General features: G+C 70.6%; 16 protein-coding genes. 9 read left to right on the plus strand and 7 right to left on the minus strand.

What is annotated here, in order from left to right; translation table 11 throughout:
* Positions 1-287 precede the first annotated feature (287 nt).
* Together AC068D_RS21215 and AC068D_RS21220 are read left to right on the plus strand one after the other, a co-directional pair.
* The gene (locus AC068D_RS21215) at positions 288-1,496 is read left to right on the plus strand and encodes a hypothetical protein (protein WP_478824577.1); all 1,209 of its coding nucleotides are present in this window, start codon (positions 288-290) and stop codon (positions 1,494-1,496) included.
* Positions 1,486-2,445: a hypothetical protein gene (locus AC068D_RS21220; protein WP_478824578.1), complete on the plus strand. Its 960-nt coding sequence runs from the start codon at positions 1,486-1,488 to the stop codon at positions 2,443-2,445. Before AC068D_RS21215 ends, AC068D_RS21220 begins: the two co-directional genes overlap by 11 nt.
* Before the next feature lie 66 nt (positions 2,446-2,511).
* Here AC068D_RS21220 and AC068D_RS21225 read toward each other — a convergent pair whose 3' ends face one another.
* The 3 genes from AC068D_RS21225 to AC068D_RS21235 form a co-directional block, all read right to left on the minus strand.
* A complete protein-coding gene (locus AC068D_RS21225; protein WP_478824579.1) occupies positions 2,512-2,982 on the minus strand; it encodes a hypothetical protein in 471 nt (156 codons plus the stop codon).
* Positions 2,979-3,413, minus strand: coding sequence for a MarR family winged helix-turn-helix transcriptional regulator (locus AC068D_RS21230; protein ID WP_478824580.1), 435 nt, complete (start codon positions 3,411-3,413; stop codon positions 2,979-2,981). The genes AC068D_RS21225 and AC068D_RS21230 overlap by 4 nt, the downstream gene beginning before the upstream one ends.
* A 566-nt stretch (positions 3,414-3,979) precedes the next feature.
* Positions 3,980-5,071, minus strand: a complete 1,092-nt coding sequence (locus AC068D_RS21235; protein WP_478824581.1) for a threonine synthase — start codon at positions 5,069-5,071, stop codon at positions 3,980-3,982.
* Between the two features lie 221 nt (positions 5,072-5,292).
* Between AC068D_RS21235 and AC068D_RS21240 the strand changes: the two genes are divergently transcribed.
* The 6 genes from AC068D_RS21240 (at position 5,293) to AC068D_RS21265 (ending at position 12,879) form a co-directional block, all read left to right on the plus strand.
* Positions 5,293-6,873 (plus strand): S8 family peptidase, encoded by a 1,581-nt coding sequence (locus tag AC068D_RS21240; RefSeq protein ID WP_478824582.1) that lies wholly within the window; start codon positions 5,293-5,295, stop codon positions 6,871-6,873.
* A 547-nt stretch (positions 6,874-7,420) separates the two neighbouring features.
* A complete protein-coding gene (locus AC068D_RS21245; protein ID WP_478824583.1) occupies positions 7,421-8,173 on the plus strand; it encodes a GntR family transcriptional regulator in 753 nt (250 codons plus the stop codon).
* A gap of 534 nt (positions 8,174-8,707) precedes the next feature.
* Entirely contained in the window at positions 8,708-8,890 is a 183-nt protein-coding gene (locus AC068D_RS21250; RefSeq protein ID WP_478824584.1) for an SPOR domain-containing protein, read from the plus strand.
* Between the two features lie 160 nt (positions 8,891-9,050).
* Entirely contained in the window at positions 9,051-9,524 is a 474-nt protein-coding gene (locus AC068D_RS21255; RefSeq protein WP_478824585.1) for a (deoxy)nucleoside triphosphate pyrophosphohydrolase, read from the plus strand.
* A 124-nt stretch (positions 9,525-9,648) separates the two neighbouring features.
* The gene (locus tag AC068D_RS21260) at positions 9,649-10,077 is read left to right on the plus strand and encodes an ATP-binding protein (RefSeq protein ID WP_478824586.1); all 429 of its coding nucleotides are present in this window, start codon (positions 9,649-9,651) and stop codon (positions 10,075-10,077) included.
* A 147-nt stretch (positions 10,078-10,224) separates the two neighbouring features.
* A complete protein-coding gene (locus AC068D_RS21265; RefSeq protein ID WP_478824587.1) occupies positions 10,225-12,879 on the plus strand; it encodes a SpoIIE family protein phosphatase in 2,655 nt (884 codons plus the stop codon).
* 140 nt (positions 12,880-13,019) lie between these two features.
* Here the strand turns inward: AC068D_RS21265 and AC068D_RS21270 are convergent, their stop codons facing one another.
* Positions 13,020-13,730 (minus strand): PspA/IM30 family protein, encoded by a 711-nt coding sequence (locus AC068D_RS21270; RefSeq protein WP_478824588.1) that lies wholly within the window; start codon positions 13,728-13,730, stop codon positions 13,020-13,022.
* A gap of 65 nt (positions 13,731-13,795) precedes the next feature.
* Positions 13,796-15,865, minus strand: a complete 2,070-nt coding sequence (locus tag AC068D_RS21275) for a TPM domain-containing protein (RefSeq protein WP_478824796.1) — start codon at positions 15,863-15,865, stop codon at positions 13,796-13,798.
* Between the two features lie 902 nt (positions 15,866-16,767).
* Between AC068D_RS21275 and AC068D_RS21280 the strand changes: the two genes are divergently transcribed.
* Complete coding sequence (locus AC068D_RS21280) at positions 16,768-17,799, plus strand: glycoside hydrolase family 18 protein (protein WP_478824797.1); 1,032 nt, start codon at positions 16,768-16,770, stop codon at positions 17,797-17,799.
* 253 nt (positions 17,800-18,052) lie between these two features.
* Here the strand turns inward: AC068D_RS21280 and AC068D_RS21285 are convergent, their stop codons facing one another.
* Positions 18,053-18,823, minus strand: coding sequence for a succinate dehydrogenase/fumarate reductase iron-sulfur subunit (locus AC068D_RS21285; protein WP_478824589.1), 771 nt, complete (start codon positions 18,821-18,823; stop codon positions 18,053-18,055).
* A complete protein-coding gene (locus tag AC068D_RS21290; RefSeq protein ID WP_478824590.1) occupies positions 18,820-20,796 on the minus strand; it encodes a fumarate reductase/succinate dehydrogenase flavoprotein subunit in 1,977 nt (658 codons plus the stop codon). The genes AC068D_RS21285 and AC068D_RS21290 overlap by 4 nt, the downstream gene beginning before the upstream one ends.
* Positions 20,797-20,810 lie beyond the last annotated feature (14 nt).

Raw genomic sequence — 20,810 nt, forward strand, 5'->3', positions numbered from 1 at the left:
GCGCCACAACCGGCCACCCGCCTGGCATCCGGCCATGAGCGACTCATCGGTCCAGATCGCCACGGCGGACATCTTCCGGTGTGGGAACCCGCCCCCCAGTACGCCGATACCTCCGGCAGTCGCCCGACAGTCCCGGGCAAGGGCGTACTGACTCCGCTCGGAGGGGACCTGTACCCGACCGCCGCTGGTGGTCGGTATCCGTAAAGCCGTTGGTACGGCGGTGTCGGTACGGCAGAATTGCGGGCGGAGTTCGTTGCCGTGCCCAGGCGACTCGGGGGAGTCCGACAGTGAATCGCCGCCTGTCCATGGCGCTGGCCGCATACGGGGCCTGGAATCAGGCGATCCTGTTGTTCTTGTTCGATCCGATGAAGCAGTGGGTCACAGGCGCGTTCGCTCCTGGAGCGAGCATCCAGGATGTCCGGGTGCTGGGGCTGTCGCTGGACGGTTTCGCGGTGCGCGACCTTCACCACGTCGAGGGGTGGCTGCCGCAGCTTGTCTTCACCGTGCTGAGCGGCCTGCTGACCTACGGCGTGTTACGCGGGGCGCCGGGCCTCAAGCCGCAGCTGAGGACAGTTCTGGCTCTGAACGCAGCCGTGCTGCTGGCCGCGGGCGTGGCGACGCTGATGGGCCCGGCTCTGGATCCTGACGCGGGCTCGGCTGTGCCCACGTACGGCGAGTGGCTGATGAAAGCCCAGCTGGGCGCGGTGCCGGCTGCGGCCGCACAGTTTGCGCTGTGCACCGTCTGGCTGCCGGTCGCTGTCTGGCTCCTGGTGTGGCGGTACCGGCAATGGCAGCCCCTGCGGGAGTACTTCGGAACTTCGGAAGGCGTCGAGAGCAACGAGGCGTCCGTTCCTCTGCTCGTCGCCGCCCGGGAGCGGCGGGATCTGGTGTGCGCCGGGCTGATCCCGCCGGTGTTGCTGGCCGTGGCCGGCGGCCCCTTCCTTCGGCACACGCGGGTGCGGTCGTTGGCCCAGACGACGTCGATCACCTTTGATCCGGACCTGTGGGTCTCGTACCGCCCGCCGGCCCTGGTCGACGAGTGGAGCGGCCTCCTCTACCCGGCACTGCGCCTGCGCCCGGTCAGCACCGAACGGATCGGTGGCTGGCTCGCGACTCTCGCTGTCTGTGTCGTCTTCCTCGTGGCGTCGGCAGTGGCGCTTCGCTCCGTGGCCAGGCGCGCGCCGGATGCCCCGCAGCGGCGCGCGGTGGTGCTCGTTCGTCTGGTCATGAACGGCTGGTACGCAACGTTGCTGGCGGCCGTTGCCGCAGCGGTCGTGGACGGCTGGCTGCTGCACTGGTTTGCTCCGCGCCGGGCCGCCACCGCGCCGGACCAACCCCTGGGGGCGGCACTCGGTGACGCCGTCCGGTTCGGCACCGCGTGGGGGTGGGCCACGGGACTCGTGTGCCTGGGAGCCGTTCTGTTGATGATGCGCCGCGGGGCCCGCGCGGCACCGGGTGCGGACATGGGTGAGGAGCAACTGAGCGATGCGCAGTAAGCGACGTGCTGCCCGTACGACGGGCGCGCTCACCCGGGCGAGCGTGCGCCGGGGCAGTCGGCCGCGCCCGGGGCAGGCCGAGGAGGCACCGGGTCGGCTGCGGTACCTCAGGAGCCCGGCCGCCTGGCTGGTGGGCATTCTGCTGACGGTGGCAACCGTGACCTTCCAGGACGTGCTGGCCATGTCGGTGAAGACGATCCTGCCGCTGGACCGGGTGCCGGACCGACTCTCGCCGCAGGACGCCATCGACGTGGTCGAGGTCAAGGACGTCAAGGACACCGGGTGGTACGTGGTTCGTGGCGACGCGGACGGGCAGCTCCTCGAGGCGCTGTCCGCGGACACCTCCTGGCGGCAGGGGCGGCGAGTCGTCGATGTCAGGCACGCGGAATGGATGATCACCTTGCAGGGCCGCGCCGCCCAGCAGGTCCGGATCACCGACATTGTCCCCGAGCTGGAGGGGGGCTCGTGCAAGGCGCCACTCGGCGGCAGCCTCGTGCACTTTCCCTCGCAGGGCGTCACGGATGTCATCCCGCTGGAGGTGGCTGTGGACTCGGCACGGCCACGCCTCAAGGCGTCCGGGAAGGGCGGCGGGCCGGCGGAGCCGTTCTTCACCGGGCCCAAGGCCAAACACATCACGTTGAACCAGAACGAGACCGAGGCGTTCCTCGTCCATGCGACGTCCGAGAAGGGCTACTGCCGTTGGCGCTACCGCGTGTACTACGAAGTCGGTGGCAGTACAGCCGAGATGACACTCAGTGGTCCCCAGGGCGACCCCTTCGAGCTGACCGGAGAACTGCGCGACACGTCCGGCTACCGGAACGTCTATTTCCCTCCCCTTGCCTGTGCGCATCCCGGCTCCCACACGCCGGACACATGGTACGAACAGACGGGAGCGGACTACGCCCGTGACCGGCGTCGCAGCGAAGTGCCCCCCTGCCCGAAGAGCTGATTCACTGTGCGGCGGCTGCGCCGGCACCTCTGCGGGGACCGTGGCCGACTACTGCGGACGAGCCGACTACTGCGGACGAGACGGCTCCTGCCAGGGGAACGGGGCGAGGTCGGGAGCCACCCAGCCGGTCCTCGCCGCGGGGCCGGCCAGCGTCGCCGGGCGGTAGAAGCGGGTGAGCAGGCGTTTGTCGAGCAGGGCGGGGTGGCGATCGGCGAACGTGGCGAAGTCGTCCTCGCCGTGCTCCGCCGCATGGTGCCCGACGAGTTCCACCCAGGCCCGGCTGACCGTTGCGTTGTACTTCTGCGGGGCACCCGCGTACCGGGCGGTGCGCTGGATTCCCTCGCTGACGAGCCCGATCGCCTCCGGTACGCCGTGGCGGACCACGGCCAGCCAGGTCACGTGGACGTGTTCGCGGTGGCCGAAGTGATCGGCGCCCGCCATCACTTCGGCGACCAGGGAGCCGAAGAGATCCTCGGCCTGGCACGGACCCGTACGCGTTCCCTGGCCCGTGTGCATGTCCGAGTCGTGCGCGGTCATGAGGGCACCTCCGTCAGGGCCTGCAGTGCGGTGCGCAGGCCGGAGATCGCGTCGTCCGGCAGGCTGCCGAGCGCCCGGCGCTCAAGACGGGTGATGGCCTCGCGGATCGTGGCGGCGGTCGGTCGCCCCGACGCGGTGAGTTCGATGAGCACCACCCGGCGGTCTCCCCGGCGGGTACCCCGGGTGATGTGGCCGCGCCGCTCCAGACGGTCCAGGACGCTGGTCAAGGTGGTGGGCCGGGAACCCACCGCCGCGGCCAGCTCGGACACGGTCCGGCCGCGGCCGTCCGCCAGGTTGGCCAGGGCGTTGATCTCGGACGCGGTCAGGTTGAGGTCGACGAGTTCCGCTGCGAGCAGCTGAAGAGTCGTGTGGGTGGCCCGCTGGAGCGCGAGCAGGGCGGACCATTCAGGTACTGCGATTTCGGTTTTCACGATATCGGACTATACGATTTCGTAGTACCCCTGCCAAGGGGCAACGACAGGGCGTGCCGACGGAGATCACCGTGAGGTGCCCCGCCACGGGTGGAGAGGCCCGGTGCCGCACCGCATCGCTCCTGGGGGCCGAACCAGCGGGACCGGGGACGGCATCACCCGGAACGGCACTGCGGGAGCGTCCTGCCCGGACCCCGGGGTCCGCGCCCGATGTGGGCATTCGGCCCCAGGCGGGTCCGCCCGGCACAACTCGCGCTGTGGGTCGAGCGCATCCTGCTTCCGCCGGGAGGCCCCACCCGGGGTTCCGGAACCGGCTGCCGACCCCTTCGCGGCGACACCTCGCCCGGCGACGGCATCACGCGCACCAGGGCAGGCCGGTCGCGGGCACCGCGACGGTTCCGGTCCGGCGGGACGGTGGGCAAGAGTTCGCCCCCGGGTGCCGAGGTTTCTGTCCGGCGCCCCGCAAGGCGGAGGAAGGAGCCCACGCGGAGCGTGGGCGACCGACGACAACGCGGCGAGCGTGCGTGCCGGGGCACGCGAGCCCGGCCTGAACCAAACGAAAGACCCTAGGGCGCAGCCGCCAGGCCGGTCTTGAGTCCTGCCCCGCACAGGGGCAGTACGGCCGTGCGGTCATTCAGCCCGTACGCCCCGACCGCGGCCCAGCACGCGACTCCCGTCGATTCGACGTACAGTCCGCGCCCGGCGAGGTCCAGCTGCGCTGCGCGGATCTGGTCCTCCGTCACGGTCAGGAAGGTGCCGCCCGTGGCGCGCACCGCGGTGAGGATCTGGCGGGCACGGGGCGGTTGGGGGATCGCGATGCCCTCGGCCAGGGTGTGGGCCGTGAACGCCGGGGCCAGCACATCGTCCGCTCCGGCCCGGAACGCGAAGGCAAGTGGTGCGACGGCGGCCGCCTGCACCGCGATCAGGGCCGGGCGCTCGTCGATGAGCCCGTGCGTGTACAGCTCCTCGATCGCCAGCGCCGCGCCGAGCAGCAGGGTTCCGTTTCCGACGGGAACGACGAGGGCTTCGGGCAGTCGGCCGCCGAGGTCCTCCCAGATCTCGTACACGTAGGTCTTCGTGCCGTGCAGAAAGTACGGGTTGAATACATGCGAGGCGTAGAAGACCCCGTCCTCGTCGGCGGCGGCGCGTGCCGCCTGTGCCGTCGCCTCGCGGTCACTGGGCACGATCTCTAGATGTGCCCCGTGTGCTCCGATCTGCTCCACCTTCTTCGCGGAGGTGGCCGCAGGAACGTATACGGTGCAGTCGAGTCCGGCGCGGGCGCAGTACGCCGCGATCGCTGTGCCCGCATTGCCGCTGCTGTCGGCGATCACCCGACGCGGCTTCAACTGCCGTGCCAGCTCGGCGAGCATCACGGCGCCACGGTCCTTGAAGGACAGCGTCGGCATCAGGAAATCAAGCTTGGCGGTGACGGTGTCCGTGAGCGGCACGAGCGGGGTACGGCCCTCGCCGAGGGAGACCGTGGCGCGCGCCCCCGATGCGGGCAGTGGCAGGGCCTCCTCGTAACGCCAGAGTGAATTTACGCGCTCGGCAAGGGAGTTGTACGCCACTGCAGAGGAGGTGAAGTCGAGGTCCCATGGACCCCGGCACTGCGGACAGCGCCAGGTGAGTGCCTCGACGGGGGAACTTACTTCGCACATGGGGCAGTGATATTCCGTCACATGATCCAGGATGGCAGTTGTGTGGCACATGTGTTACGCGGCCGTCAAGGCTCTTGTGAGTTTCCTGCGGATCGGTCAATCTTTCGGTCGGCAGGGGCGTGGCAACGCACGGCAACCGTGCGGACACCGACCCCATGACTTGTCATGACCCTGTCGATCTCCCCCACATCAGCGCACCGCCAATGAGGAGGACCCCTCACATGTCCGTGTTGCGTCATTCGCAGCGAAGACTGTCCGCGGCCACCGCGATAGCCGTCGCCGCCCTCGCGCTCGGCACTGCCTCCGCCCTGCCGGCCACCGCCGCCGAGGCTGCGCCGGAAGGCGTCATCGAGAACGCCGGAGCACCCGGCGCCATCGCCGGCAGCTACATCGTCACTCTCGACGAGTCGGCCGCCGACGCCGGCTCCAAGGCGGGCAAGGCCCTCGCCGCGGAGTACGGAGCGAAGATCAGGAAGACGTACAACGCCGCCCTCAACGGATACTCCGTCGAGCTCTCCGACGCGCAGGCCAGGAAGTTCGCCGCGGACCCCGCCGTGGAGTCCGTCGTGCAGAACCGTGTCCTCACGATCTCGGGTACACAGCCGAACCCGCCGTCCTGGGGCCTGGACCGGATCGACCAGAAGGCGCTCCCGCTCAACCAGAGCTACGCCTACCCCGACTCGGCGGGCGAGGGCGTCACGGCCTACATCATCGACACCGGTGTCAGGATCACCCACAGCGACTTCGGCGGCCGGGCCTCGTACGGCTACGACGCCATCGACAACGACAACACGGCGCAGGACGGGCACGGGCACGGCACGCATGTCGCCGGCACGGTCGCCGGCTCCTCCTACGGGGTGGCGAAGAAGGCCAAGGTCGTCGGTGTGCGGGTGCTCAACAACCAGGGCTCCGGAACCACCGAACAGGTCGTCGCCGGTATCGACTGGGTGACGCAGAACGCCGTCAAGCCTGCCGTCGCCAACATGAGTCTCGGCGGCGGCATCGACACGGTGCTCGACACGGCGGTACGCAACTCCATCGCCTCCGGCATCACCTATGCCATCGCCGCGGGCAACGACGGGTCCGACGCGTCCAGCACCTCTCCGGCCCGGGTGACCGAGGCGATCACCGTCGGCTCGACCACCAGCACCGACGCGCGCTCCAGCTTCTCCAACTACGGAAGCGTGCTCGACATCTTCGCGCCGGGCTCCTCCATCACCTCGGCCTGGAACAGCAGCGACAGCGCCACCAACACCATCTCCGGTACGTCGATGGCAACCCCGCACGTCGCCGGCGCGGCCGCGCTCTACCTGGCGGGCAACCGGACAGCCACCCCGGCGCAGGTCTCCGCCGCCCTGACGTCGGCGGCCACCCCGAACGTGGTCGGCAACCCCGGCTCCGGTTCCCCGAACCGCCTGCTGTTCGTCGGTGCAGGCGGCACTGACCCCCAGCCGCCCGGCAAGAAGTTCGAGAACACCACGGACTTCGCGATCAACGACAACACCACTGTCGAATCGCCCGTCACCGTCAGCGGGCTCACCGGCAACGCGCCGTCCGCCCTCCAGGTGCCCGTGAACATCGTCCACACCTACATCGGTGACCTCAGGGTCCAGCTCGTCGCCCCGGACGGCACGGTGTACACCCTGAAGGGCTATGGCACCGGCGGCAGTTCGGACAACATCAACACCACCTACACCGTCAACGCCTCCTCGGAGGCCGCGAACGGCACCTGGAAGCTGCGGGTCAGCGACAACGCCCGCTACGACACCGGGAAGATCGATTCCTGGGGCCTGCAGTTCTGACCCCGCCGAACCATGAGCCATGAGCCATGAGCAACGAGGGGCGGCCGCGCCGAGCGGCCGCCCCTTCCTCGTGTCTCCCCGAGCATCTGGTGCATCACGGGCAGCGGGAGGGCAGGGTTCGCCGCGGCATCACCAGCCGGCTCCGCGTCCTCGAGCAGGGCGAGCAGCCGCTCGGGAGAGAGGTGGCGAAGCGTGCGGCAGCGGAGCGGACACGGGCTGGCCATGGGGTCCATCCGGACGACCGGGACGAGGTGACCGGCACGTCCACCCGGACGCCCGGACGCCCGGACGCCCGGACGGCCGGACGACCGGACGGAGCCATGGGGCAGCGCATGCCTGCCATCGCCGCGATACGAACCGAAAGCGTTGGCCCGGGCCATTGGGACAAGGATTCGGCGCACTCCTGGGCGGGGACGGATGTCATACCCCCGGTAAAGCCCAGCGCGATAAGCAGTCATCGCGCCTGGTGAAACTCTGGCCTACGCTTGCGGCGGACAACCGACGGTTGCCACGCTGTTGCTGTCTGTCAACCTGTTGGGAGTGGCCAGTGACATTCGGTGAGCAGCCCGCCTATCTGCGCGTTGCGAGCGATCTCCGCCGGAAGATCGTCAACGGCTCGCTGCCCCCGCACACCCGCCTTCCCTCGCAGGCCCGTATCCGCGAGGAGTACGGGGTGTCGGACACCGTCGCGCTCGAGGCGCGCAAAGTACTGATGGCCGAGGGACTGGTCGAGGGCCGTTCCGGATCCGGCACCTATGTGCGCGAGCGTCCTGTGCCGCGCCGGATCGCCCGCTCCGGGTACCGGTCGGTCGCCGGCGCCAGTCCCTTCCGGCAGGAGCAGTCGGCGGACGGTGCCCGGGGCACCTGGGAGTCCAGCAGCGAGCAGGTGGAGGCCAACGCGGCGGTCGCCGCACGGCTGGGGATCGCCGCCGGCGAGCGGGTGATGCGCACGCAGTACGTCTTCCGGGACGCCGGCGAGGCGATGATGCTGTCGACCTCGTGGGAGCCGCTCGCCATCACGGGGCGCACGCCCGTCATGCTGCCCGAGGAGGGCCCGCTCGGCGGCTGCGGGGTCGTCGAGCGGATGGGTGCCATCGATGTGGTCGTGGACAACGTGGCGGAGGAGGTCGGCGCGCGACCAGGGCTGGCGGAGGAGCTGCTGACGCTCGGCGGCGTACCCGGTCATGTGGTCATGGTCATTCAGCGGACCTACTACGCGTCGGGGCTGGCCGTCGAGACGGCGGACGTGGTCGTGCCGGCCGACCGTTACCGGATCTCCTACCACCTGCCGGTGCGGTGACCGCCCGGCGGACATGCCGTCCGCCGTCCGCACCGCTCGTCGACGCCTGCGCCGGGGTCGTGGTGCACAGGGGACCGACAGCCGCCTCCTCTGCCGGGCCGTCATCACCTGACTCCGCCTCGCCCGTTCGTGGCAGCGACCCGATTCGCCGGCAGACGGGATCCTCGCGGCGTATGCCTCGCCGCTGAGGCAGCGGCCGACCCGGTGCACGCAGCAGCAGCCGGGCTTCCGATGCCGCCTTCCTTCATCACTCGCGACGTACCCCATCACCCGCGATGTACCCCATCACTCGCGACCCGCCCGATGGTCTCGGCGGGCCTGAATTCCTTGGTGGGCGCGGGCGGTTGCGAGAGTTCCGAGGGGCGCACCCGGCCAGGTGCGCCCCCTGTTGCTGCCCGGACCCTGGCCGGATCCGTACCTCTTTGTAAAAACACGTATCCGCTGCGTAAATGTCAGGCGTAAGCTCAGGCATATGCAGAGTGCGGTTTCCTGGGGATCGTCAAGGATGTGCAGGCCGGCAGCGGGAGGGGCGCGATGAATGACGGTGGCGCGATGCTTTCCTGGCTGGTGATCCGCCAGGACGACAACGGCAACCGCTACCGCGTCGGCAGGTACGCCACCGAGGACGAGGCGCAACAGATCGCCGACAGTCTCGGCGCCCGTGGTCACAAGCAGCTCTACTGGGTGGAGCGCGTGGGTCAGGCCACCACCACGTAGGTCCCGCCGCCCGCCCCCCCCGCATGGGGTCCCGCCCGTCCATCGAGGTCCCCGCGGACCATGGTGCGGACACCGGGGCTTCCGCGCCCGGCGCGCGGGGGCGCTGTCGCCCGTTGTGCAGTGGGCGGAGTGGATCGTCGCGCAAGTTACGCTCCGGCGCATGACAGATCGTGGGACCACCCGGGTCGTGGTGGCCGGGGCCGTGTGCGACCAGGGGAAGCTGCTCGCCGCGCGCAGGAGCGCCCCGCCCGAGCTGGCCGGTCGCTGGGAGCTTCCCGGCGGGAAGCTGGAGCCCGGTGAGACTCCCGAGCAGGCACTCGTGCGCGAACTGCGCGAAGAGCTGGGTGTCGAGACGGAACCGATCGAACGGGTGCCCGGCGAGTGGCCCCTGGGGCCCGGCTATGTGCTCCATGTCTGGACGGCCCGGTTGCTCACGGGGGAGCCGCGGCCTCTTGAGGACCACGACGAACTGCTCTGGCTCGCGCCCGATGAGCTGGACCTCGTCGACTGGCTGCCGCAGGACCGGCCCGCGGTCGAAGCCGCGGTGCGCCGACTGCCCCCGGATTCGCGTGGGGCTCCGGGCCCGGCGCCATCCGCGGACTCCCCGGATCCCGTGGATGGTGCCACCGGCTGAGGGTCGTACGCCATCCGTGCCACCCTGCGCCACTCGCGGCGATAGCATGCCCGGAATATCGGGTATGTGCTGTTTAACCGCCCGAAAAAGGATATGGGTCAGCGGCCCCGGCTGGCCTTGGGAAGTGATCGGCGTGATCGACACCGATGGCGACGCCGCCGAGTGGACCTTGCCTGGCGATCCCGGTGCCGTACGCACCGCACGCCACGCCGTTCGCGACACCCTCCGGGCCTGGGGAATGGACACCGCCATAGGTGATGTGACCGTTCTCCTGGTCAGCGAGCTCGTGACCAATTCCCTTCGGTATGCCTCCGGCCCCATCGGCGTTCGCCTGGTGCGCCTGCATCCCGACGGCGCGGCCGTCCCGCCCCAGTCCGCGCTGCTGGTGGAGGTCTCCGATCCGCTTCCGGATCCGCCCCTCGAGCGCCCCGCCGGCCCCGATGACGAGGGCGGGCGCGGACTCCAGCTCGTGGCCTGCACGGCCAGGCGGTGGGGGACGCGGCGCGGCAGAACCGGCAAGACCGTGTGGTTCGAGCTGCCCCTCCCTGGTTAGGAGTGTGAAGGGACAACGATCATTGCGGTCCCGGCTCAAAATGAACGAGACCGCTCTGTGATCGTGAACGCCGTGTCGCCAGGAGCCGTAGTGCTGAATACTGCGGGCATGGCCGGTCCGGTGCGGTGAGCTGGAGGGGACGGTCGCGTGAGCGAGATACCTGAGACGGCGAGCAGCGTGGTGTGGCAGAGCAGTCCGCCCGGCTCGATATACGACTACATCAAGGTCGCGTCTTTCTCGATAGGCCCCGACGGGCTGGTCGAACAGTGGAGTCGGCGCGCCGCCGAGCAGTTCGGTATCGAGCCCGCCGAGGTCAGGGGAAAGGACCCGATCGAGGTCTTCATGCCTGCCGAGCTGCGCTCCCGGGGGCACCGCAAGATCGCAGAGATCCTCGACGGCAAGGAGTGGACAGGTCTCGTCCCCTTCCGGATGCCCCGTGAGGGCGGAGCCCATGGCCTGGCCGAGGTCTATGTCATGCCGAGCGAGACCGAGAGCGGCGAGCGCGCCGCCCTCTGCATCGTCGTCGACGTCCGCGCACTGCGGGGAATTGAGACGGATCTTGCCGCTTCGCAGGCAATTTTCGGTCAATCTCCCTTTGGCTTCCTTCTGTTCGGCCCCGACCTCACCGTCGTGCGCGCCAATCAACGCTTCGCGACCGTGTTCGGCGGTGCGGCTGCGGACCATCGTGGCCGCAGCGTCCACGACTACCTCTCCCGGCCCGAGGCCGAGCGGATGACCGCCGCGCTCCGAAGGGTCCTGGAGACCGGGGAGGCCGTCACGGATCTGCAGATCGTCGGCAGCGTCCCGGGCAGCACCGAACGCCGCCACTGGTCCGTCAACCTCTACCGCGTGCACAGCGGTTCGGGCCGCCCCATCGGCGTCGCGGGAGTGGGCACCGATGTCACCCGCCGCCACATCGCCGCCCGCGAGGCTGCAAGTGCCCGCCGCAACCTGGCCATCCTCAACGAGGCCAGTGCCCGGATCGGCAACTCCCTGGACCTGGAGACCACCGCCCGCGAACTTCTCGATGTCGCGGTGCCGGGCTTCTGCGACCTTGCATCCGTCGACCTCTACCAGGGTCTCCTCACGGGTGACGAAGCCCCGCCGGGACGCTGGAGTTCCACCCCCTCCGAGGGCTACGGCGGCGGCAGCGCAGAGCTGCGCCGCGTCGCCTTCGCAAGCGCGGTCGCCGGTGCCCTCACGGTCGGTGATTCCGAAGGCTCCGGCGGAACCGGTGCAGGGTCGCCTGCCTCGCCCCGTGTCGGCGCGGTCCACCGCTACCCCTTCAGCTCCCCGTCCGCAGTCGCCCTGCGCACCGCTCGCGTCCAGGCCGTCCCGGGCGAGGAGGGAGGTCTCGTCCAGTCCACCCTCGCCGTTCCGATGGTCGCGCACGACACGGTCGTCGGGCTCGTCCAGTTCTCCCGGGCGAAGGGCAGCGAGCCCTTCGGGGAAAGGGACCGGGCGCTCGCCGTCGAGCTCGCCGCCCGCGCGGCGGTCTGCATCGACAACGCGCGCCTCTACCGGCGGGAGCACGAACGGGCCCTGATACTGCAGCGCAGTCTCCTGCCGCCCGGCGACCCCGAAGCCGCGGGCCTCGACATCGCCTGCCGCTATCTGCCCGGCAACACCGCCACAGAGGTCGGCGGCGACTGGTTCGACGTCATCGAACTCCCCGGCCACCGCACCGCACTTGTCGTCGGGGACGTCATGGGCCGCGGGCTGCGCGCGGCTGTGGCCATGGGCGAACTGCGCACCGCGGTGCGGACCTTGGCGCTGCTGGATCTGGAACCCGCCGAGGTGCTCTCCGCACTTGACGAGATCGCCCGCGGTCTGGGCACCCCCAGCGGCGCCCAGCAGGCGTCCCGCGTCGCCCACAAGTCCCGGGGTCCCGAGCTCTCCGAGGTGTATCTGGCCACCTGTGTGTACGCCGTCTACGACCCGGTGACCAGGCGCTGCACCTTCGCCAACGCCGGGCATCTGCCGCCGATCCTCGTCGAACCCGGTGAGGAGGCCCTGCTGCTCGACGTACCCCCGGGGATGCCCCTCGGAGTCGGCGGGGAGCCCTTCGAGGAGGTCCAGGTCGACCTTCCGGAGGGGGCGCTGCTCGCGCTCTACACGGACGGGCTCGTCGAATCCCGTGACCATCCCCTCGACGAGGGCCTCAGTGCCTTGCGCAAGGCACTCACCGACCCCTCCCGTCCGCTGCCGGGCCACCGGCCGCCGACGTCCGTGCTGCGCGCCGACATCTCGCCGGACACCGGCGGCGGAGGCACCCTGGGCTCGCTCGAGGACATCTGCGACCACGTCCTGGGCACCCTCGACACCCGGCACGGCGAGGACGACATCGCCTTGTTGATGGCACGGATCCAGGGGATGCCCTCCGAGGCCGTGGGTGACTGGAGGCTGCCCCGGGAGCCGCGCTCCGTGGGCAGGGCCCGTGAGCTCGCGCGGGCCCAGCTGGTGGCCTGGGAACTCGAACCGCTCGTGGACACGGTCGAGCTGCTCGTCAGTGAACTCGTCACCAATGCGCTGCGCTACGGCGAGGGTGAGATCCGCCTGCGGCTGCTGCGTGACCGCACCCTTGTCTGCGAGGTGTGGGACGCCGGTCTCGTACAACCGCGGCGGCGGCGCGCCCGGGACACCGACGAGGGCGGCCGCGGACTCCAGCTCGTCGGCCTGCTGAGTGCGGCATGGGGCTCGCGCCGCACCCCGCGAGGAAAGACCGTGTGGTTCGAACTCGCCCTGCCGGACGGGGACTCGACGGCCGAGCCCAGCGCGGAACAGTTGCTCAGCATGTTCTGACCCGGGCTCGGGTCCGCCGTCGGCCCCCTTGGGCAGGCGGCCCGCCGCGCCGCCGGGCGGGGCCGGGGGCGGAGGGCGGAGCCGGGAGCCTGTGCGGCGGGGCACGGTGCCCCGGGGCCTGCCGCCCGGGCCCGGGGCCGCTACGCGGCCTTCAGCGCAGCCAGCCGGGCCTCGATCTCCGCGCTGTCGCCAAGGGTGTCCAGCTGCTCGAACTGGGCGTCCAGTGACGAGGCGGCGAGCTCCTGCTTGCCCATGGCCTTGGCCTCTTCCCGGCGTACCTTGTCCTCGAAGCGGTTCAGCTCGCTCGTCGGGTCCAGCACATTGACGTTCTTGACGGCGTCCATCATCTGGTTCTGTGCCTGGGCGGACTTGCTCCGGGCCACCAGCTCGTCCCGCTTCGCCCCGAGCTCGCCGAGCTTCGTCTTCATCTGGTCGAGACCCGACTTGAGCTTGTCCACGACCTGTGTCTGCGCGGCGATCGTCGGTTCCGCGGTCTTCGCCTCCCGCTCGGACTGCAACTGCCGCTGCAGGGCCACCTTTGCGAGATTGTCGAACTTGTCGGCCTCCGCGCCGTGCCCCGACTCCCTCAGCTCGTCGGCCTTCCTGCTCGCCGCCCTGGCCTTGCCGCCCCACTCCTCGGCCGCTTCCACGTCCTCCCGGTGGTCCTGCTCCATCAGGCGCAGATTGCCGATGGTGCTCGCCACGGCCTGCTCTGCCTCCGCGATGTTGTTCGTGTAGTCCCGGATCAGTTGGTCGAGCATCTTCTGTGGGTCCTCGGCCTGGTCCAGGAGCGCGTTGATGTTGGCCTTCGCCAGCTGGGCGACACGGCCGATGATGGTCTGCTTGGTCATGACACCTCTCCTTGTGCGGGACGCGAGTCGATGTGAGTCGGATTCGGATGAGGAAGCACACTCCGTCAGAAACGGCCACCGCCGCCCAGCCGGCCGCGAGTGCCACCGCCGCCGAAACTGCCCGGACCGCCGCCGAAGCCCCCGCCCCCCGGCCCCCCGCCATAGCCCCCGCCCCCTCTGTGTCCGCCCCCGCCGCCGAACAGCCCGCCGAGGATGATTCCGCCGAGCACGGCACCGCCGAGCCCACCTCCACCTCCTTGTACACCGCCCGAGCCGAACGGGTTCCCGAACGACCGGACGTCCTGCTCGGCGAGGCTCTGCGCCTCCCGGGCGAGCGCGTCCGCCTGCTGCGCGTCGGCCAGGGCGGCCTGCGCCTCCCCCACCTCCGCGAGTTCCCGTGCGCGATCGAGCCGCCGCTGTGCCTCGGCGAGCCGGGTGCGGGCCTGGGCCCCGACCGCGCCGCGGTGCGTCGTGATGAAGTCACCGGCCGCCCCGACCGTCGAACGGGCCGTGAGCGTCGCCTGATCCAGCAGCGCACGGGCCCGCCGTGCCCCCTGCTCGCGCTCCCGTGCTCCCGCCAGTGCCTCGTCCAGCGCGGCGTCCGCCTGCTCGACCCGCCTCAGCGCGTCGATCGGGTCGTACGGTCCGGCCTCCGTCGACCGGCGCACATCCGTGACCACGGTCTCCGCTCGCGCGATCCGGCCCTGGAGATCTGCCGTGGAGACACCGGCCGCCGTGCCCTTCAGCAGCCCGCGGGCATCGGCGAGATCCTCCTCCGTCTCGGTGAGCGCACCCGGCAGCTTCCCCGCGGCCTCCGCCAGGTCCTGGGCGCGCCGGTCGACGGCGTCGATGAGCCTTGCGGCCTGGTCGACCGCGCCTTCCGCCGCCCGGATGTGGACCGCGGCGGTCGCGTTGTCCCCCGCGTCGGCCGATCCGCGCGCCTCGTCGAGCGCCGTCGACGCGAACAACAGCCGGTCCTTGGCCTGTTCGACATCGCTCATGACCGGCGCGGAGGCCGAACCGGCGTATCGCTCGCGCATCACGGTGAGAGTGGCCTCCGCGGTCCCCACCCGTCCCCCGAGTTCCTGATAGGCCGTCTCGGCCGAGGCGAGGGCCTGCGGAGCGTTCTCCTCGAGGGCACGGAGCCGGTCGAAGGCGTCCGACTCCGCGTCCAGCCGCCGATCGGCCTCCGCGCACCGGGCAATGATCTCGTCCAGCATCTGCCGCCGGGACGCGTCGTCCTCGACGTACGCATCGTCCAGTGCCTGACGCAGCCGGAACGCCGCCGTCAGCTCGCCCTGGGCATACGCCACGGCCTCCGTGAAGGGCTTCGCGGCCGCCTCGCCGAACTGGGCGGTGGCGAAACCGAGTTCCTCCTGGCTCGTGCGGAGCGCGTCGTCCGTGGCCACGAGCGTCCGCTTGGCCCGGGCGTCCAGTTCGTCCAGCGCGGGCAGAGGTGCGGCCGAGGGCTCCGCCGGCCGCCCGGGCCCCTGCCAGGTCTGCCGGCCGCCCGTGGCCGTCGGATGCCCGGCGGCCCGGCTCCTGCGCCGGCTGTAGACGTAGACGGCGAGGGCGCCCGCCCCGCCCAGGACGGCGACCGGGACGACGAGGTCGGTGGCCGAGACACCCTCTGCGCCGCCGCCGGGGTCGGCCGCTCCGGGCGTGATCGTCGGTGTGGGCACGGGCCGCCCGGAGAGCACCGCGTCGTAGCCGTTCGCCGCCCCGATGGCGGCCCCCGCCCAGTCGTTCTGCCGGAGGGCCGGCTCGATCGCGGTCTGCGCCACGTCGTCGAGTTGGGCCTGGGTGAGCCGTGAGCCGGCCTCGGCGGAGTACGCGTACTGCCGGTCGCGCGTGGCCACGGCGAGCAGTACGTCGTTGCTGCCGAGCCCGTTCCTCGTCGCGGTCTCGTCGGCCCAGCTCTGCGCCTGGCGGCCGGAGAAGTCGCGCACGTACACCACGAACAGCTGGAGGCGCTGGTCGTCGTAGAGCCGGTCGAGGGCCGCTGCGACCTTGCTCTCCAGGTCACCGAGCGCGTCCACCCGGTCGGTGATCTGGCCCTGGCCCGACAGCTTCACCGGGTCCTCGGCCCGGGCGCCCTGGGCGACGGGCACGACGAGCCACCATGCCGCCACCATCACGGCGAGCAGAGCCCGAGTGGCTGTTCGCGTCACGTTGGGGAGGCTATGTCCGCCACTCGGGCCGCGCGACCGGACGAGTCGAGGGCCCACCGGAAGTCCCCGGGCCTGCGGTGCCACGTCCTCCCTGCCCTGGGGGCATGGGAGAGGGGACGCGGGACATATGGGCGGGAGTGCGCGAGCGGGTGACGGCGCTGCGCGGGAGCGGCCGTGCGCACCAGGTCTTCGGCGCCGCGGGGTACGGCTTCGAGCTACGCCCCCGTTTGAGTGAACAGGACGTCAGCGCCCTCGAGACGGCGCTCGGCGCGGGGCTGCCGGCCGAGTACAGGGACTTTCTGCTGATGGTGGGGGCGGGAAGGCGCCAGGCGGGACTACGGGCTGACCACACCGCGGTGCACGGACGGCCGCTGGGCCTGGAGCAGTGCGGGTCTGGCGTACGAGGGGATCGGCACGGCCGTCTCCGACGCCGGCCGGGACCTCGCCCCCGACGGGATTCAGCGCCGGCTCGACGCGCACGACGGCGAGGAGCCGGAGCGGGACGCGTTCGCGGACGAGGAGGAGTTCCGGCGGGCCCACCGGGCCTGGGACGACCGGCAAGAGGAGCTGTACGACGCCCAGACGCACGGAGCCGTCCACATCGGAGAACAGGGTTGCGGCTCCTGCACGCTGCTGGTCATGGCGGGGGGAGCACCGCGGCACGATCTGGGACGACGTACGCGCCGCCGACGCGGGGGTCCCGCCCAGGGGCCTCGGATTCGCCGACTCGTACGTGCGCTGGCCGGCCGCCGCCGAGCGTACCGTGCACAGCGCGTGACCGTCACTGTCAGTGGCTGCCTCTAGGGTGGGGGACCTTACGGCATCGCTGACGGGGGAATCCGGTGAACGTACAACCGCGCCACACCCTGAGCCGAGCGCTCGCGCGGCTCGGGGGACCGAGGCTGCGATGGCCGCGGCGTATCGCGCTCGCGCTCGTTCTGCTGCTCGTCGTGCCCGCCCTGACCGGGGCCGCCGCCCTGCGCCTGAACTACGCGGGGGAGTACGGGAAGGGCACGAAGACACGAGGGAAGGACGCCGTCTGGCTCGGTCATGCCTGGGTGGACGGCCGTAGGAAGGATGCCGACCTCGACGCCTTCGCCGCGCGCATACGGGGGACCGGGATACGGGACCTGTATGTGCACGCGGGGCCGCTGGAGCACGACGGGGCACTGCCTGCCGACAGGTATCCGCGGGCGCGATGGCTGATCGACGGCGTCCACCGCAGGATCCCGGGTGTGCGGGTGCAGGCATGGCTCGGCGACAGACTGGCCACGGAGTCACCGGACGGGCTGCACCTCGAGCGGGCCGCCTCGAGGGCCGCCGTGGTGCGTTCGACGGGCCGCATACTGGACGCGGGCTTCGACGGGGTCCATTTCGACCTGGAGCCGCTTCACTCCGGCGACCGTGACTATCTGTCGCTCCTCGACGATCTGCGCGCGCTCACCCGTGAGCGCCGGGTGCCGCTCTCGGTCGCCGCTCACCAGATGGACCCGATGCCGGCCGCGCACTCCGCCGCGGGTGCGGTGACCGGCAGCCCCAAGTGGTGGTCGCAGGAGTACTTCGGGGAAGTGGCCCGCCGGGTCGACCAGATAGCCGTCATGTCGTACGACACCTGGATGCCCCTGGAGAGCCTGTACGGCGGGTATGTCGCCCAGCAGACCTCCCTTGCGCTCGAAGTCACGCCGCAGAGCACGGATTTGCTGATGGGGCTGCCGTTTTTCCACGAGGACGACCTCGGGCACTGGGAGAACGCGGAGACGGTGTCCGCGGCCATCCGGGGCACACGACTGGGGCTCGGGCGCACGGACCGTGACCGGGAGCGGTTCGGGGTGGCGCTCTACGTCGACTTCGCGGCGCAGGAGCGGGACTGGGCGGCGTACCGGGAAGGGTGGCACTGAGCGCAGCGCGAGTACGAGGGGCGCCGCGGCCCCGAGGCGGCCGGGACGGGGGCACCGGCACGCAGCCGGCTCCGGGAAGCACCGGCCCGTGCCCTGCCCGTGAGGAGTGGGGAGTACCGGCCCCGTGCCCGGTGCGTCAGGGGCACCGCCCCCGCGGCCGACCCACGAGGCGCCAACGTCCGAAGGCGGCCCCCGAGGCGCCGGTCCCGGGCGGGCGGCATCGGCCACCCGCACGCCCGCCCGGAAAACGGCGTCATTCCGTCCGGCGCCGGATCTTGCTGCCCAACCACACCAGGGGGTCGTACTTTCGGTCGACCGTCCGCTCCTTCAGCGGGATCAGCGCATTGTCGGTGATCCTGATGCCTTCGGGACACACCTCTGTGCAGCATTTGGTGATGTTGCAGTAGCCCAGACCGTGCTCGTCCTGAGCTGTGCGCTTACGGTCCAGGCCGGACTCGGCCGCCGCATCCAGGGGATGCATGTCCAGTTCGGCCACCCGCATCAGAAAACGGGGCCCGGCGAACGCCGCCTTGTTCTCCTCGTGGTCACGCACCACATGGCAGGTGTCCTGGCAGAGGAAGCACTCGATGCACTTCCGGAACTCCTGCGAGCGGTCCACATCGATCTGCTGCATGCGGTACTCGCCCGCGGCGACCCCGGGGGGCGGGACGAAAGAAGGGATCTCACGGGCCTTGGCATAGTTGAAGGAGACGTCCGTGACGAGATCGCGCACGACGGGGAAGGCCCGCAGCGGAGTCACCGTGATCGTCTCGTCGCGCGAGAAGACCGACATGCGGGTCATGCACAGCAGCCGGGGCCGGCCGTTGATCTCGGCGCTGCACGAGCCGCACTTGCCCGCCTTGCAGTTCCATCGCACCGCGAGATCGGATGCCTGAGTGGCCTGCAACCGGTGGATGATGTCGAGGACGACCTCACCGTCATGGACCTCGACCGTGAAGTCCCTGAGCTCCCCGCCCTCCTGGTCGCCGCGCCACACCCTGAATCGAGCGTCGTACGTGCTCATTCGTACAGCTCCTCTTCGGCGAGGTACTTGACCAGCTCCTCCTTCTCGAAGAGGGCCAGCAGGTCGTTGCGGATGGGCTCGGTGGTCTTCCGTTCGAGATCGATCTGGCCGCGTGCCGGGTCCGTGGCCGCGAGGCCCCCCGTGGCGTCGGCGAGCCGGCACAGCAGATTGATCCGGCGCCAATCGCGTTCCATCCCGGGACAATCCTCACGGGTGTGGCCGCCGCGGCTCTCGGAGCGTTCCAGGGCGGACCGGGCGATGCATTCGCTGACGAGCAGCATGTTCCGCAGGTCGAGCGAGAGATGCCAACCGGGGTTGAACTGGCGGTGTCCCTCCACCCCGGCCCGACGTGCACGGACCCTGAGCTCGGACAGCTTCTTCAGGGCCTGCACCATTTCGGCCTCGCGCCGGATGATGCCGACGAGGTCGTTCATCGCCTGCTGGAGTTCCTGGTGCAGCGTGTACGGGTTCTCCGGGGCCGTGCCGGGTTCCGGTCCCTCCGCACTGAACGGACGCAGCGCCTCCGCCGCCGCGGCATCGATCTGCGCCTCGTCCACGAGCGGCCGTGCCCCGGCGAGCCCGGAGGCGTACTCCGCGGCGTGCAGTCCCGCGCGCCGGCCGAAGACCAGGAGATCGGAGAGCGAGTTGCCGCCGAGCCGATTGGAGCCGTGCATACCGCCGGCGACCTCGCCCGCCGCGTACAGCCCGGGGACCCCGACCGCGGAAGCGGTGTCGGATTCGACCGCGATCCCGCCCATCACATAGTGGCAGGTGGGCCCGACCTCCATGGCTTCCGCCGTGATGTCCACGTCGGCCAGTTCCTTGAACTGGTGGTACATCGAAGGCAGTCGGCGCCGGATCACTTCCGCCGGCATCCGGGTCGACACATCGAGGAACACACCGCCGTGCGGGGATCCCCGGCCCGCCTTCACCTCGGCGTTGATCGCGCGGGCGACCTCGTCACGGGGGAGCAGCTCGGGCGGGCGCCGGTTGTTGTCCGGGTCCTCGTACCAGCGGTCGCCCTCCTCCTCCGACTCCGCGTACTTCTCCTTGAAGACGTCCGGGACGTAGTCGAACATGAACCGCTTGCCGTCACTGTTGCGCAGCACCCCCCCGTCGCCACGCACCGACTCGGTGACGAGGATCCCCTTCACCGACGGCGGCCAGACCATCCCGGTCGGATGGAACTGGACGAACTCCATGTTGAGCAGCGGGGCTCCGGCGAGCAGCGCCAGCGCATGCCCGTCGCCCGTGTACTCCCACGAGTTCGACGTCACCTTGAAGGACTTGCCGATGCCGCCCGTGGCCAGCACCACGGCGGGCGCCTCCAGGGTGAAGAAGCGGCCGGACTCCCGCTCGTAGCAGAACACACCGGAGACACGTCCCCCGAGCCCTCTGCCCCGGGGGCCGCCCGTCCCCCCGCTTCGCTCGCCCTCCTTGAGCACCCGGGTCACCGTGCACTCCTGGAAGACCTTCAGCCGGGCCTCGTGGTCGCCGTACTCGGCCTCGTCCTCCTGCTGCAGCGAGACGATCTTCTGCTGGAGGGTCCGGATCAGCTCCAGGCCGGTGCGGTCGCCGACATGGGCCAGCCGCGGGTATTCATGTCCGCCGAAGTTGCGCTGGGAGATCTTCCCGTCCTTCGTGCGGTCGAAGAGGGCTCCCCAGGTCTCCAGCTCCCACACCCGCTCGGGCGCCTCCTGGGCATGCAGTTCCGCCATCCGCCACTGGTTGAGGAACTTTCCGCCGCGCATGGTGTCGCGGAAGTGGACCTGCCAGTTGTCGTGGGTGTTCACATTGGCCATGGACGCGGCGATGCCGCCTTCGGCCATGACCGTATGGGCCTTGCCGAAGAGCGACTTGCAGATCACGGCGGTCCTGGCGCCCCGCTCGCGCGCCTCGATGGCGGCGCGCAGTCCCGCGCCGCCCGCGCCCACCACGACGACGTCCCACTCCTGCCGTTCCAGCTCGGTCATCGATGAGCACCTTC

The sequence above is a fragment of the Streptomyces sp. NPDC043861 genome (assembly GCF_056435905.1).